This window comes from Phenylobacterium sp. (assembly GCF_031360265.1).
Lineage (GTDB): Bacteria > Pseudomonadota > Alphaproteobacteria > Caulobacterales > Caulobacteraceae > Phenylobacterium.
On sequence record NZ_JANMBF010000034.1, the window covers coordinates 1 to 12,645 of the forward strand.

At 69.9% G+C, this 12,645-nt stretch carries 18 protein-coding genes; 13 read left to right on the top strand and 5 right to left on the bottom strand.

Annotated features, from left to right (window positions below):
* The first annotated feature begins 136 nt into the window (after window positions 1-136).
* Window positions 137-2,134: a sulfotransferase gene (locus RMN86_RS02895; RefSeq protein WP_309604322.1), complete on the top strand. Its 1,998-nt coding sequence runs from the start codon at window positions 137-139 to the stop codon at window positions 2,132-2,134.
* Here RMN86_RS02895 and RMN86_RS02900 read toward each other — a convergent pair.
* Complete coding sequence (locus RMN86_RS02900) at window positions 2,131-2,742, bottom strand: nitroreductase (RefSeq protein WP_309604323.1); 612 nt, start codon at window positions 2,740-2,742, stop codon at window positions 2,131-2,133. The two genes, RMN86_RS02895 and RMN86_RS02900, sit on opposite strands and share 4 nt — an antisense overlap.
* 84 nt (window positions 2,743-2,826) lie before the next feature.
* Between RMN86_RS02900 and RMN86_RS02905 the strand changes: the two genes are divergently transcribed.
* The 4 genes from RMN86_RS02905 to RMN86_RS02920 all read left to right on the top strand — a co-directional run bounded on the left by RMN86_RS02905 (window position 2,827) and on the right by RMN86_RS02920 (window position 5,409).
* Window positions 2,827-3,441, top strand: coding sequence for an NUDIX hydrolase (locus tag RMN86_RS02905; protein ID WP_309604324.1), 615 nt, complete (start codon window positions 2,827-2,829; stop codon window positions 3,439-3,441).
* A 30-nt stretch (window positions 3,442-3,471) separates the two neighbouring features.
* Window positions 3,472-4,305, top strand: a complete 834-nt coding sequence (cysE, locus tag RMN86_RS02910; RefSeq protein WP_309604325.1) for a serine O-acetyltransferase — start codon at window positions 3,472-3,474, stop codon at window positions 4,303-4,305.
* A gap of 92 nt (window positions 4,306-4,397) precedes the next feature.
* The gene (locus RMN86_RS02915) at window positions 4,398-4,592 is read left to right on the top strand and encodes a DUF3126 family protein (protein ID WP_405041302.1); all 195 of its coding nucleotides are present in this window, start codon (window positions 4,398-4,400) and stop codon (window positions 4,590-4,592) included.
* A 142-nt stretch (window positions 4,593-4,734) separates the two neighbouring features.
* Complete coding sequence (locus RMN86_RS02920; protein WP_309604327.1) at window positions 4,735-5,409, top strand: PEPxxWA-CTERM sorting domain-containing protein; 675 nt, start codon at window positions 4,735-4,737, stop codon at window positions 5,407-5,409.
* Here RMN86_RS02920 and RMN86_RS02925 read toward each other — a convergent pair.
* Both RMN86_RS02925 and RMN86_RS02930 read right to left on the bottom strand, forming a co-directional pair.
* Window positions 5,406-5,984: an SOS response-associated peptidase family protein gene (locus RMN86_RS02925; protein WP_309604328.1), complete on the bottom strand. Its 579-nt coding sequence runs from the start codon at window positions 5,982-5,984 to the stop codon at window positions 5,406-5,408. The genes RMN86_RS02920 and RMN86_RS02925 overlap by 4 nt on opposite strands.
* Window positions 5,985-6,022: 38 nt before the next feature.
* A complete protein-coding gene (locus RMN86_RS02930; protein WP_309604329.1) occupies window positions 6,023-6,667 on the bottom strand; it encodes a S24 family peptidase in 645 nt (214 codons plus the stop codon).
* Window positions 6,668-6,771: 104 nt separating this feature from the next.
* Between RMN86_RS02930 and RMN86_RS02935 the strand changes: the two genes are divergently transcribed.
* From RMN86_RS02935 to RMN86_RS02945, 3 genes are read left to right on the top strand one after another with little or no spacing between them, the layout of a single operon-like run.
* Window positions 6,772-7,032, top strand: coding sequence for a hypothetical protein (locus tag RMN86_RS02935; RefSeq protein ID WP_309604330.1), 261 nt, complete (start codon window positions 6,772-6,774; stop codon window positions 7,030-7,032).
* Window positions 7,029-7,238: a hypothetical protein gene (locus RMN86_RS02940; RefSeq protein ID WP_309604331.1), complete on the top strand. Its 210-nt coding sequence runs from the start codon at window positions 7,029-7,031 to the stop codon at window positions 7,236-7,238. The genes RMN86_RS02935 and RMN86_RS02940 overlap by 4 nt, the downstream gene beginning before the upstream one ends.
* A 30-nt stretch (window positions 7,239-7,268) precedes the next feature.
* Complete coding sequence (locus RMN86_RS02945; protein WP_309604332.1) at window positions 7,269-7,856, top strand: hypothetical protein; 588 nt, start codon at window positions 7,269-7,271, stop codon at window positions 7,854-7,856.
* Window positions 7,857-7,956: 100 nt separating this feature from the next.
* On the opposite strand, the gene RMN86_RS02950 is transcribed toward RMN86_RS02945, so the two are convergent.
* Both RMN86_RS02950 and RMN86_RS02955 read right to left on the bottom strand, forming a co-directional pair.
* Window positions 7,957-8,166 (bottom strand): type II toxin-antitoxin system HicA family toxin, encoded by a 210-nt coding sequence (locus RMN86_RS02950; protein WP_309604333.1) that lies wholly within the window; start codon window positions 8,164-8,166, stop codon window positions 7,957-7,959.
* Window positions 8,163-8,366 (bottom strand): type II toxin-antitoxin system HicB family antitoxin, encoded by a 204-nt coding sequence (locus RMN86_RS02955; protein ID WP_309604334.1) that lies wholly within the window; start codon window positions 8,364-8,366, stop codon window positions 8,163-8,165. The genes RMN86_RS02950 and RMN86_RS02955 overlap by 4 nt, the downstream gene beginning before the upstream one ends.
* 301 nt (window positions 8,367-8,667) lie before the next feature.
* Between RMN86_RS02955 and RMN86_RS02960 the strand changes: the two genes are divergently transcribed.
* The 5 genes from RMN86_RS02960 to RMN86_RS02980 form a co-directional block, all read left to right on the top strand.
* Window positions 8,668-10,095: a M20/M25/M40 family metallo-hydrolase gene (locus RMN86_RS02960; protein ID WP_309604335.1), complete on the top strand. Its 1,428-nt coding sequence runs from the start codon at window positions 8,668-8,670 to the stop codon at window positions 10,093-10,095.
* 143 nt (window positions 10,096-10,238) lie between these two features.
* Complete coding sequence (locus RMN86_RS02965; RefSeq protein WP_309604336.1) at window positions 10,239-10,562, top strand: DUF4258 domain-containing protein; 324 nt, start codon at window positions 10,239-10,241, stop codon at window positions 10,560-10,562.
* On the top strand, window positions 10,559-11,017 hold the full coding sequence (locus RMN86_RS02970; protein ID WP_309604337.1) for a helix-turn-helix domain-containing protein: 459 nt from the start codon (window positions 10,559-10,561) through the stop codon (window positions 11,015-11,017). Before RMN86_RS02965 ends, RMN86_RS02970 begins: the two co-directional genes overlap by 4 nt.
* A 321-nt stretch (window positions 11,018-11,338) precedes the next feature.
* A complete protein-coding gene (locus RMN86_RS02975; RefSeq protein WP_309604338.1) occupies window positions 11,339-11,857 on the top strand; it encodes a hypothetical protein in 519 nt (172 codons plus the stop codon).
* On the top strand, window positions 11,854-12,645 hold a 792-nt coding region (locus tag RMN86_RS02980), incomplete at its 3' end, for a hypothetical protein (protein ID WP_309604339.1). The genes RMN86_RS02975 and RMN86_RS02980, both read left to right, overlap by 4 nt.

Below are 12,645 nucleotides of genomic sequence, written 5' to 3' on the forward strand. Positions count from 1 at the left end.
GGGGGGAAGTTTTCCGGGGGGGTAACTTCATTGTTGTGCCCGGGCGCCCGGGGGGGCGGGGGCGGTGGGGTATTGGCGTGGGGGGCCCGCGGCGGCCCGGTCTGATTGCGCCCGGTCTGATGATATAGGGGCGAGGATGCCCGCACCGCCCGCCCTGGCCACCGAGATCGCGCGCGCCTCGGCGCTGCTCGCCACCGATCCGGCGCAGGCCGAGCGGCGGGCGCGCGATCTGCTGCGGACCGCGCCGAAGGACCCGCGCGCCCTGCTGATCCTGGGCTCGGCGCTACGGCGTCGGGGCGATTTCGCCGGCGCGCGGGCGCTGCTCGAGCCGCTGGGGCGGGCCTATCCGCAGGCGGCCCTGACCCAGTACGAACTGGGCCTGACCGCGACCGGGCTGGGCGACCCGAGCGAGGGGATCCTTGCGCTGCGGCGCGCCGTCAGCCTGAAGCCGGACCTGGCCGAGGGCTGGAAGGCGCTGGGGGACGCCTTGTTCGCCGCGGGCGACGCCGGAGGCGCGAGGGCCGCGTTCAAGGCCCACGTCCGCGCCGCGGTGGCCGATCCGGCGCTGGGGGACGCCGCGCAGGCGCTCTACGTCGATGACCCGGCCAGGGCCGAGCGGCTGCTCAAGGCGCATCTGGAGACGCGGCCCGGTGATGTCGCCGCCCGCCAGATGCTGGCCCAGGCCTTACTTCGGCTGGGCGATCGCCACGCGGCGCAGGCCCTGCTTGAGACCTGCCTGAAGGCCGAGCCGGAGCGGGACGGCGCGCGGTTTCAGCTGGCCGAGGTGCTGTTCCAGCAGCAGGACGCGCAAGCGGCCATCGGGCATCTGAACGCCCTGTTGGCGCGCGAACCCGGCGAGCCGGCCTATCGCAACCTGCTGGCCGCCTGCCTGGGCATGGTGGGCGAGTATGAGCCGGCGATCGCGATCTATGACGGGCTGATCGCCGACTATCCGAAGCATCCGGAGGTCTGGCTGAACCGCGGCCATGCGCTGCGCACCGTGGGGCGCAGCGACGCGGCGGTGGCGGCCTATCGGCAATGCCTGGCGCTGGCGCCGGGCCTGGGCGAAGCCTACTGGAGCCTGGCCAACCTGAAGACGGCCGAAGCGACGGCGGGCCTTGAGCCGGCGATGGTCGACCAGCTGGCGCGGGCCGACCTGAGTGACGACGACCGGCTACACCTGCACTATGCCCTGGGCAGGACGCTGGAGGATCGCGGCGAGGCTGAGGGCGCCTTCGCGCAGTATGCGGCCGGCGCGGCGCTGCGCCGCAAGACCCTGCGCTATGACGCCGGGGCGACGACGGCGCTGATCGCCCGGTCCATCGAGCTGTTCGCGCCGGCGTTTTTCCAGGCGCGCGCCGGGTCGGGATCTGCGTCGGATGCGCCGATCTTCGTTGTCGGACTGCCGCGCTCCGGCTCGACCCTGGTCGAGCAGATCCTGGCCAGCCACTCGCAGGTCGAGGGGACCATGGAACTGCCCGACATCGCCCTGCTCGCCCAGGGGTTGATGCAGCAGGTGGGCGGGGACGTGGCGGCCTATCCCGAGTTGCTGGCCGGCCTGGACGCAAGCCGGCTGGCCGCCCTGGGCGAGGCCTACATCGCCCGGACCCGGGTGCAGCGGAAGTCCGGGCGGCCGTTCTTCGTCGACAAGACGCCGAACAATTTCCATCACATCGGCCTGATCCAGCTGATCCTGCCGCGGGCCCGGATCATCGATGCGCGGCGCCACCCAATGGGGTCGGGATTTTCGGCGTTCAAGCAGCATTTCGCGCACGGCCACGCCTTCTCCTACGACCTGACCGACCTTGGCCGGTATTATCGCGACTATGTGGCGCTGATGAACCACTTCGACGCGGCGCTGCCGGGGCGCATCCATCGGGTGATCTATGAGGACCTGGTGGAAGACACCGAGCATCAGGTGCGTCGGCTGCTGGCCCATTGCGGCCTGGCGTTCGAGCCCGGCTGCCTGGCGTTCCACGAGAACCGCCGCGCGGTGCGGACTGTCAGCTCCGAGCAGGTCCGACGTCCGATCTTTCGCGAGGGCCTGGAGCAATGGCGCGCGTTCGAGCCGTGGCTGGAGCCGCTGCGGACGGCGCTGGGGCCGGCGGCCGAGCGCTGGCGGGGTGGCGGTTAGGGCGCCCAGCGCGTGACCAGCCCCGCGGCGTCGGGGCGTTCGCGTTCCAGCGGCGGTTCGCGTGGCGTGCCGATGAGGATGAAGCCCGCGACCTGCTCGGTGTCGGTGAGCCCCAGGATCGCGCGGGCGCCGTCGTCGTAGGCGTACCAGTCGGTGATCCAGTTGCCGCCATAGCCCATGGCCAGCGCCGCATAGAGCAGGGTTGTGCAGACCGCGCCGGCGGAAAGCTGCTGCTCCCACGGCGGGATCGCGGACGGGCGGGGGGTCGAGATCACCGCGACCGCGAGCGGCGGGATCTTCAGCTTGGCGAGCTTGGCCACGGCGGTCTGGTCGCCACGGGCCGCGGCCAGCGCCTCGAGCCGGGCGGCGAAGGCGGCCTTGCCGTCGCCCTCCAGGACGATGAAGCGCCAGGGGGCGAGCTTGCCGTGGTCGGGGACGCGGGTGGCGAGCCGGATCAGGGTGTCGATCTCGGCCGGCGAGGGCCCCGTCGAGGTGAGGGTGACGGCGGAGGTCGAGCGGCGGGTGGCGAGGACGGTCAGCACCCGCGGCGCCGGCGTCAGCGGGACGGGCACGCCGAACTTCGGGGCGGGGGGCAGGGGGGAGGTCACGCGGTGTCTCGTCAAGCTTAAGGAACCGATAGGATGCGCCCTTTATGGGTGCGCACGCACGCACCGCAAGGCGAGCTGACCCCGATGTCCCAGAAACCCGCGTGGCTGGTCGCGCACGGAACGCCCTGGAAGGCTGGCGTGGAGCGGGTGGCGTTCGAGAGCGGCTGGATCACCGTCACCGAGCAGATCGCCACGGCGCCGACGGGCCGGCCCGCGCCCTATGGGCTGGTGCGGTTCAAGAACCTGGCAGTGGCGGTGCTGCCGATCCATGAGGACGGTACGGTGACGCTCGTGGGCCAGCACCGGTTCCCGCTGGGGGACTACAGCTGGGAACTGCCGGAGGGCGGCGCGCCGCTGGGCGAGGATCCACTGGCGGGCGCACGACGCGAACTGGCCGAGGAGACCGGCCTGGCGGCGGCGGACTGGCGCGAGGTGATGCGCGCCCAGCTGTCCAACTCGGTGACCGACGAACAGATGATCGGCTATGTCGCGATGGGGCTGTCGACCGCGCCGGGCGGGCATCAGGCCGACGACACCGAGGCGATCGCGCTGGTCCGCGCGCCGTTCCGCGAGGCGCTGGACGCGGCCCTGGCCGGATACCTGCCGGACATGCTGACAGTGGCGATGTTGCTTCGGGGCTACCATATGGCGCGTGAGGGATCCTTGCCGGGCGCGCTGAGCCGCGCCATGTTAGGATAGGGAGACGCCTCGATGGGGCGGGAGGAACCGATGAGCCAGCAGCGTCTTGAAGTCGTCGATCCGGCCACCGCGCCGCCGGTCTGGGCCGCCTTGCGCAACGAGGCCGAGGCCGCCGCGCAGAAGGAGGCGGCGCTGGCCAGCCTGCTGGCCGCGGTGATCCTCAACCACAAGAGCCTGGGCGGGGCGTTGTCCTACCAGCTGGCGCGGAAACTGGGCGACCAGGAACTGCGCGGCATGAGCATCCGCGAGATCGCCGAGGAAGCCTATGCGTCGAACCCCAGCCTGGTGGAGATCGCCGAGGCCGACCTGAAGGCGGTGTTCGAGCGCGACCCGGCCTGCAAGGGATATGTCCAGCCGTTCCTGTTCTTCAAGGGCTTCCTGGCTCTGCAGACCCAGCGGGTCGCCAACTGGCTCTGGACCGAGGAGCGCGAGACCCTGGCGCTCTATCTGCAGAGCCGGATGAGCGAGCTGTTCCAGGTGGATATTCACCCCGCGACGCGGATCGGGCGGGGGGTGTTCATCGACCACGGCACCGGCATCGTCATCGGCGAGACCGCGGTGATCGGCGACGACGTCTCGATGCTGCAGGGCGTGACCCTGGGCGGCACCGGCGCCGAGCGCGGTGACCGCCACCCGAAGATCGGCAAGGGCGTGCTGCTGGGCGCGGGGGCCAAGGTGCTGGGCAACATCATCATCGGCGACTACGCCAAGATCGCCTCCGGCTCGGTTGTGCTGAAACCGGTGCCGGCCGGCTGCACGGCGGCGGGCGTGCCGGCCCGGCTGATCAACTGCCCGACCTGCGAGGAGCCGGCCCGCAGCATGGACCACACGCTGGCCGACGTGGTCTATGACTACGTGATCTGAGGTTTCCCGGCGTTCCTGGTTTTGCTTTCCGGTTGTGACCGGCTAGGTTCCGCCGCGCAGAAGACTTCAGGAGCGTTGGCGTGGACGAGAGAATGATCCGTAAGCTGGAGGGCCACCTGCGGGGGACCTTCGCCAACGCCCGCATCGCGTTGACGCCCCGGCCCAAGCAGAAGGATTCCGCCGAGGTCTATGTCGGCGAGGAGTTCGTCGGCGTGGTGTTCGAAGACGAGGACGGCGACGGCTCATTCATGTTCGAAATGGCGATCCTGGCCGAGGATCTGCCGTAGGACTCGATTCTGTTCGATTGACTCGACACGGGACCGCGAGGTCGGGCTGAGCGTGCAGGGGCCGCCTTGCTGGCCCATCCATTGCAGAGCCGGGGTCCGGGGCGTCGGGACGGCTGGCGCCAGTGTTTCGGACTGGCACACGATGACCTTGCACCTGAAGACCACCGCCATGGCGGCCGCCGCGGCTTTCGCGCTCGCCGGTTCGGCGCAGGCGGGGATCGTCCTCGGCTCGATACCAGGCGCGCCGGATCCCGGTCCGCGCGCCGGCGAGACCAAGGTGATCGATTTTGAATCGGCGCAGGCCGGCGTGATGCTGTCGGGCGACTATGCGATCGACGCCTTCAGCATCCCCGGGATCGCCGCCGAGCCGGCGGGCGACACCAGCAGGTTCCTGTCCGTGCCCCGCGACCTCAGCCTCGGCACGTCGGCGACGATGATGTTCTCAGGGTTCCTGGGCGCCAGGGACGTCGCGGGCTTCAGCTTCTACTGGGGCTCGATCGACGGCTACAACACCGTCCAGCTACTGCACCGCGACGGCTCGGTCTACGCCACCATTCCGGGCGGGACCCTGCCGCCGGCCAATGGCAACCAGAGCGCGCCCGGCACCAACCGGCGGATCACCTTCGACCTGACCGGCGCGGACCGGAACCTGGGCGGCCTGCGGTTCAACTCCACCCAGTACGCCTACGAGACCGACAATTTCGCGTTCAAGGCCGCGCCGGCGCCGGAACCGGCGACCTGGGCGATGTTGTTCGTGGGCTTTCTCGGCGTCGGCTCGGCGCTGCGGCGCCGCGGCAAGAGCCCGTTCGCCGCCTAACGGACCTGAGTCACCTTCAGGCTGCCGGCGGGCAGCGGCGGGATCGGCGGTGCGTCCGGCGCGGCGCCGAGCCAGGCCGCCCACAGGGGGCGCGGCAGGATGACGATCTGGCGGTCGTGATAGGGGGCGATGTCCGGTCCCGGCTCCATGGTCAGGAGCGTGAAGCGGTCCTCGCGCACCAGACCGGCGATGCAGAACAGATCGCTGTCGGTGGCGGTGAACAGCCACTTCGACTTCCTTTGCGTCCTGGGGGCAGCGTTCTGACCGGTGAACTCGTAGAAGCCGTCGGCGGGGACCAGGCAGCGGCCGGTGGGGAAGCGGCGACCGTCGGAGCGGAAGTTGATCACCGGCCCGCCCGCGGGGCGCGGGAAGCCCCAGCGCAGCTGTTTCAGTTCCACGCCCCCGCCATCGGCCGCGTCCGCGCCGACCAGGATCGCGGCGGGGTCGGTGGGGCGGATCGAGTCGCGGGGCTCGAGATTGGGCGCGCCGCCGGTCCACGTCAGGGGCAGGCCCAGCTGGCTGAACTCATCGACGAGGCGGTCGAGGGACTGCTGGAAGCGGAACTCATTGCACATGGGCGCTCCGGCGTATAAAAGATACATTTCGCAACCCGTCAGGCCGCGCCGCGGATGATGCGGCGCGCCTGATAGGGCGGGATGATCGCGGTGATGTGGGCCGCCCAGCGCAGGCGGGCGTCCTGGCGGGTCGGTCCGGCGATGCTTTCCAGGTCGAAGCGGCCCGACCGCGAGCCGCGCAGCAGGCGCTTGACCAGCACCTCGTCGGTATCGGTCTCGACCACCACCACATGGCCCAGCATGTCGGGAGCGGGCGCGCTGCGCTGGTCCTCGAAATAGATCAGCGCCCCGTCGTCGGCGACCCCGCGCATGGAGTGGCCGACCACCAGGAGGGCGACCGCCTTGTCGGTGCCGCCGGGGGGGATGGGGGCCAGGTCGCCCGGCTCCTGGCCCGTGGCGAACAGCACCAGCCCTTCGGGATTGGCCCCGACCCGGCCGATAATCGGCACGAAGCCGCCCTCGGCCGCCGGCAGCATGGCGCCCGCCGCGTCGTAGAGCCATTCCGGCCGCACGCCGAACGCCTGGGCGTAGTCCTTGGCGCGGCGATAGGAGAAGGGCGCGTTGCCGTTCTCGTTGGAGCCATAGGTGTTGCGGTTCCAGCCGAAGGCGTCGGCGGCGGCGGCGGCGGTCTCGAAACCCTTGGCGGTGCGGGCCTGACGCAGGCGCAGGAAGCGCTCATCCATGAACCGAGCCTCCGGGCATAGGAAATATCACGAAAACCATCAATTCGGTGGGTAATCTACAGAAGGCGATTGCGCAAGAGAAGGATTTTTTATACAGTGAAGGAATGAAGCCGTTCAGACCGCCCTCCGCCGCCCTGGCCAGCGCCGCTTACGTCGCCTGTCGCTACGGGGGCGCGCCGCCCGGCGTGGCGCGGGTCGAGCTGGACCTGGCGGCCGAGGTCGCCGAGGGGCTGGAGCAGCGGTTCCAGGCGCGGCCGGGCGGCGGGCCGGACCCGATGAAGCCCAGGTTCGCCCGGCACGCCGAGCACGTGCAGGCGGTGCTGGCGGCGGGCGGCTATCCGGCCCTGCCGGCGCGATGCCGATGAGCGGCGCGCCCAACGCCGAAGCCAACGACGCCGCGGCCATGGTCGCCGGCGCGCTCAGCCGCCGGGCGCCGCAGGACCGGCCGGGGTTCCTGCGCGAGCTGCTGGCCCACACCGCCGCCGGTCTGGTGGTGATCGAGGGCGAGCGGGCGGCGGGCGAGGCGGTCTATCGGCTGGCTGACGCGGTGGTGGCGCGCGGCGCGCGCTGAGGCTTATCGATTTCCAGGACGGAGGACGGCATGGGACGCATCCACGATCCCGCGCGCGCCATGCGTGAGCGGCTGAAGGCGCTGGAGGCCCGCGCGACGCAAGCGGTCCAGGCGCGCGCGGTGGCCGACGGCGTGGCCGAGACGGTGGCGCTGGGCCGCGCGCGAGGGACTGAGTTCGACAAGCCGGCGCCGCAGCCGCGGGCCGGGCGCGCGACGCCCTTTCGGCGGCAGGGCGGGCTTGAGTGGCTGGCCGGCAAGGGGCGGATCAGCGCGCGGCAGCGGGCGGCGGGCGAGGCCTATGGCGCCCTGTGGCGCCGCGTCGGCGAAGGCCCGGCGCTTGGCTCAAGCCTGGCGGCCCAGCCCGGCGGCGGCGTGGCGGCGGGACCGTCGCTGGGCCTGTTGCTGAAACTGGCGCACGGCCGGGCGCGGGCGCAGGCCGAGCTCGACGCGATGCGCGCGCGGCTGTTTGGCCAGTCCGACCTGGTCAAGGTCTGCGACCTGGTCTGTGGCCAGGACCTCACCCCCCGCGAAGCCGCCGGCGGCGCCCAGGTCGAGGCGGCCCGGATCGAGGCGGTGCTGAAGGTGGCGCTGGACCTGCTGGCGGTGGGGCGGGGGTGAGGGGGGTGCGCCAAGTTGCCTTCCGGCCCGCGTTCCGGTTATCCGCCCCTTTCCACCACCCCCTCTTCGACGCCGCGCGCCTGGGGGAGGAATTGGGGCGTCAGCCCAGGTCGTCGTCGGTCAAGCCGGCCAGTTTGGCGAGATGGTTCCGCAGGCCCGCTTTCAATGGGCGGGCGCCGTGCATCGGAACTGACAAGCGCGCCGGCTCACCCGGCTTTCCGTAGATGTGATGGCTTCCGCTCACCCGCAGCAGCGACCAACCCCGACTTTCGATGAGCCGGGCGAATTCGCGCCCCGAAAGCGGCTTCAAAGCGCCAGTTCGACCACGCGTTCGCGACTGCCCGGCGCAGCCGGCGGAACCTCTGCCTCAAGCCATCCGCCGATCGCTTCGCGCAGGTTGTCCATCAGCTCTTCCAGCGTGTCACCCTGGGATGCACAGCCTGGCAGGACCGGGACCTCCGCCCAGAAGCCCCCCTCGTCAGCTTCGTGCACAACGACCTTGATGTTCATGGCGCAAAGATACGGCGCCGCTGGTCAAGTGCAAGGGTGGGTGCGCCGAACCGTCTTCGCCGGCATCGACAAGGCCCGTCGGTGGCTCGCCGGCCACCGTGAACGGCGCCGCGCGCCTGGGGGAGGAATTTTGTTCTACTTTTGTTCTTGACAGGGCAATTCATTTATGCGAGAATTCTGTCAGCGTCGATGGGTGCGTCCGCAACCTGGGCGTTGAGACTTTACCGCCGGCCGCTGGCGGCTCACATAGGGGCATCGGCTTTCCGGGTGAGAGCCAGTGCGGACTTGGGGGCATGTGGCGATGATCGGCAGGATGTTGGGCGCGGGTTTGCTCGCGGGGCTGGTTGCGGTCTCGGGACTGGCGGCGGGCGCGGCGGGGGCTGCGGAACTTCGGCCGGACCAGGCGCGGTTCCGCGAGATCTACAAGGAGCTGGTGGAGACCAACACCACGCTGTCGGTGGGCAGTTGCACGCAGGCCGCGGCCAAGATGGGCGCGCGGTTGAAGGCGGCGGGGTTCGCCGATGATCAGCTGACCTACTACGCCGTGCCGGAGCATCCGAAGGATGGCGGGCTGGTGGCGGTGCTGCCGGGGTCGAGCCGGACGGCCAAGGCCATGCTGTTGCTGGGGCACCTGGATGTGGTGGAGGCCAGGCGCGCCGACTGGACGCGCGACCCCTTCGTGCTGATCGAGGAGAACGGCTATTTCTATGGCCGCGGGACCGCCGACATGAAGGTGATCGACGCGACCTGGGTGGACATGCTGATCCGCTTCAAGGAAGCCAGGTATGTGCCGAAGCGGACGATCAAGCTGGCGCTGACCTGCGGCGAGGAGACGCTCGCCGCGTTCAACGGCGCCGAGTGGCTGGCCAAGAACCGCCGCGCGTTGATCGACGCGGAATTCGCGCTGAACGAGGGGGGCGGCGGGCGCGCCGACGCGGCCGGCAAGCTGCAGACGCAAGGGGTGCAGGTGACCGAAAAGGTGGTCCAGCAGTTTCGCATGGAGACCACCAACCCCGGCGGGCACTCGTCCGTGCCGATCGCCGACAACGCCATCTATCAGCTGGCCCAGGCGCTGCTGAAGGTGCGCGACCATGAGTTTCCGCTGACGCTGAACGACACGACCCGCGCGTTCTTCGCCCGGGCCGGCGCCGGGCGGAGCGATCCGATGGGGCTGGCCATGACGGCGATCGCCAGGGACCCTGGGGACCGGGCGGCCGAGGCGCGGCTGAACGGCGACCGGACGTTCCATTCGATGCTGCGGACCACCTGCGTCGCCACCCTGCTGGACGGCGGCCACGCGGAGAACGCCCTGCCGCAACGGGCCGGCGCCAACATCAACTGCCGGATGTTCCCGGGCTCGACGATGGAGGCGACCAAGGCGGAACTGGAGGCGGCGATCGGCGACGCGGGCGTGAGGCTGACGCCCTTGCCGCCGATCCGCGGCAAGCCGGCGCCGGCCGCGCTGGACCCGAAGGTCATGGGGCCGATCGAGGCGGTGGCGGCGAAGCATTTTCCCGGCGTGCCGGTGATCCCGACCATGTCGACCGGCGCCAGCGACGCGATCTACCTGACCCCGGTGGGCATCGCGACCTATGGCGTGCCGGGCTTCTGGTCCGGGCCGGAGGGGTCGGGCGCGCACGGGCTGAACGAGCACATGTCGGTCGCCTCGGTCTATGCGGGACGCGACTACCTGACCGACCTGGTGAAGGCCCTGGCCGACGGGGGGTAGGGGCGGCGGGGCTGGGCACGGCGACCGGCGCCAAGCTCGGTGCGCCCAAGACGCGGGCCGTCGCTGAACCTGGAACAATCCCCTTTGCGGGGAATTAACTTGCCGCCAACTATCACCGTGATAGATGGAATGATCGAGGGACGATGGGACCGGGTCAATGGTCGACTGGCAAGGCGACGCAGATCATCAATGCGTGCGCGAGAAGCCCGACGCTGAACCTAAGCTGGGTTTCGCACGTCAAGGAACGGCTGCGCGAGCGCGGTCTTATCATGGGCGATGCGCTGCACGTTCTGAAATTCGGCTTCGTACTTGACGCGCCGCGGCCCGCTACAAGGCCGGGATTCTTCAAGTACTTAATCGAGGCGACTTCGCCAAACAGCGAGGGGCGAACCGTCGGGGTCGTCGTGATTGCTGACGGTTCCTGCGATCTGAAATTGATAACAGTGATGTGGAAGGACGAACTATGACGAGGCTCGATTACCGCTACGACGAATGCGGCCTCGACAACGTCATCCTGGTCGGCCTGGAGGCCTGCGAAGATGATGGAGGCGAGGCCGTCGTCAGCATTCGCAACCCCAATGGCCTGCACCGCGCCATCGTTGAGGGAATAGCCAGGAAACCCACCGGGATCACCGGTCGCGAACTGCGCTTCGTGCGGACCGAACTGGGCCTCACGCAAGCGGAAATGGGCGCGGTGATCAGCAAGGATGTTCAGACGGTCGGTCGCTGGGAACGCGGAGAACACCCCATCGATCCCACCGCCGATACCGTCGTCAGGGTGATGGCGCTCCAGCATGTGGAAAGCGTGCTGCCCGCCATTGAAGACATGGCCTCATGGTCGGTCGCATCCTCCGGCGAGCCACCATTCCTGATCGACGCATCCGATCCCGACAACTGGAAGCCGATGGCCAAGGCGGCTTAGGGTCCGCCCCGCCCCGGCGGGGCATTGTCGTCGCCTTGCAGACAGCCGAACACGCCATGGGCCATCCGGCCACGCGCCAGAAGGCGCTGTTGCGCCGCTTCGAGTGGTGCGCCGCACGTCTGTGTTTGACCACCAGGACCACCAGCCCGGCGGTGTGAGCCGAAGGCCCGCATGCCGGCGGCGGCGTGACGGTCCCTGATGTTTAACGGTCGCCGCAGCGCGACTTCAGCACCCGCGCGAATGCCGTTTTTTCCGCCCATGCCGCAAATAGCCGGGGCCATGCCGCCCGGCGGATTTTCCACAACTGAAGGAGTTTCCACGATGCCCAAAGCGTCTTCGCTTTACTATGCCGGTCCCGCCACCAAGACCGTCCGCCGGGACGGGACGGTGACGCATGTGCGGTACGGCAAAGCCGTCGCCGAGGAGATCTGCCGCCGAATCGCCATGGGCGAGATCTGGTTCAAGATCTGCAACACCGGGCGGCTGCCCAGCTACACCACGCTCTACGACTGGCTGCGCAAGCATCCGGACTTCGCCGAGGGCTATGCCCAGGCGCGCGAGATGGCCGCCGATCTGCGGGCCGACAAGGCGCTGGTGGTGGCCGAGGAATCGACGGCGGCCACGGTGCAATCCGACCGGCTGCGGGTGGGCGCCCTGCAGTGGCGGGCGGCCAAGGGCGCGCCCAAACGGTATGGCTCCAAAGCCGGCGAATCCGACCGCCATGACGCGGCGCCCCCGCGCGAGATCGTCATCCGGGTGCGCCAGTTTGAGCGGCTGATCGGCGAGGACGGCCTGGCCTATGTGCGTGAAATCCCGCTGCCCCCGGAGGACGAGGCGTGACGGCGCTCAGGTTCGACGCGCCGCTGACCTGGACGCCGCGCGAGCACCAGGTGGAGCTGTGGCAGTACCTGACCGGCGGCGGCAAGCGCGCCGACGTGGTGGCGCACCGGCGGTGGGGCAAGGACGAGGTGGCGCTGCACTGGGCGGCGCTGGCGGCGGGCAGCCGGGTCGGCAACTACTGGCACCTGCTGCCGCAGGCCGCGCAGGGGCGCAAGGCGATCTGGCAGGCGGTGAACCCGCACACCGGCAAGCGGAGGATCGAGGAGGCCTTTCGCAAGGAAGTGCGCAGCAAGCGGTACAATGAGGAGATGCGGCTGGAGCTGGGCAACGGCTCGACCTGGCAGGTGGCGGGCTCGGACAATTTCGACAGCCTGGTGGGCTCCTCGCCGGCGGGGGTGGTGTTTTCCGAGTGGGCGTTGTCCAAGCCCGACGCCTGGACCTATATCCGGCCGATCCTGGCGGAGAACGGCGGCTGGGCGATGTTCCTGTGGACGCCGCGCGGAAGAAGCCACGCCACGCGGGCGTTCGAGAGCCGCGCGCAGCGGCCCGCCGAGTGGTTCACCCTGAAGTCACCGGTGACGCAGACGCAGGTTTACACCGCCCAACAGCTGGCGCGCGAGCGGGAGGAGCTGGTGGCGGAGCTGGGCAGCGCGGAGGAGGGCGAGGCGCGCTATGCCTCGGAATATCTGGTGGAATTCGACACGACCACGCCGGGGGCCTATTACGGCGGGCTGTTGGGTGAGGCCGAGCGGGACGGGCGGATCGGCCGGGTGCCGCACGACCCGGCG

Bases quoted from the DNA above. Each gene is read 5' to 3' on its own strand.
- RMN86_RS02940 (WP_309604331.1), top strand. From the start codon at position 7,029: ATGAGCGGCGCGCCCAACGCCGAAGCCAACGACGCCGCGGCCATGGTC.
- RMN86_RS02960 (WP_309604335.1), top strand. From the start codon at position 8,668: ATGATCGGCAGGATGTTGGGCGCGGGTTTGCTCGCGGGGCTGGTTGCG.
- cysE (WP_309604325.1), top strand. From the start codon at position 3,472: ATGAGCCAGCAGCGTCTTGAAGTCGTCGATCCGGCCACCGCGCCGCCG.
- RMN86_RS02895 (WP_309604322.1), top strand. From the start codon at position 137: ATGCCCGCACCGCCCGCCCTGGCCACCGAGATCGCGCGCGCCTCGGCG.
- RMN86_RS02955 (WP_309604334.1), bottom strand. From the start codon at position 8,366: ATGAACATCAAGGTCGTTGTGCACGAAGCTGACGAGGGGGGCTTCTGG.
- RMN86_RS02915 (WP_405041302.1), top strand. From the start codon at position 4,398: ATGATCCGTAAGCTGGAGGGCCACCTGCGGGGGACCTTCGCCAACGCC.
- RMN86_RS02935 (WP_309604330.1), top strand. From the start codon at position 6,772: ATGAAGCCGTTCAGACCGCCCTCCGCCGCCCTGGCCAGCGCCGCTTAC.
- RMN86_RS02970 (WP_309604337.1), top strand. From the start codon at position 10,559: ATGACGAGGCTCGATTACCGCTACGACGAATGCGGCCTCGACAACGTC.
- RMN86_RS02945 (WP_309604332.1), top strand. From the start codon at position 7,269: ATGGGACGCATCCACGATCCCGCGCGCGCCATGCGTGAGCGGCTGAAG.
- RMN86_RS02930 (WP_309604329.1), bottom strand. From the start codon at position 6,667: ATGGATGAGCGCTTCCTGCGCCTGCGTCAGGCCCGCACCGCCAAGGGT.
- RMN86_RS02965 (WP_309604336.1), top strand. From the start codon at position 10,239: ATGGGACCGGGTCAATGGTCGACTGGCAAGGCGACGCAGATCATCAAT.
- RMN86_RS02920 (WP_309604327.1), top strand. From the start codon at position 4,735: ATGACCTTGCACCTGAAGACCACCGCCATGGCGGCCGCCGCGGCTTTC.
- RMN86_RS02925 (WP_309604328.1), bottom strand. From the start codon at position 5,984: ATGTGCAATGAGTTCCGCTTCCAGCAGTCCCTCGACCGCCTCGTCGAT.
- RMN86_RS02905 (WP_309604324.1), top strand. From the start codon at position 2,827: ATGTCCCAGAAACCCGCGTGGCTGGTCGCGCACGGAACGCCCTGGAAG.
- RMN86_RS02975 (WP_309604338.1), top strand. From the start codon at position 11,339: ATGCCCAAAGCGTCTTCGCTTTACTATGCCGGTCCCGCCACCAAGACC.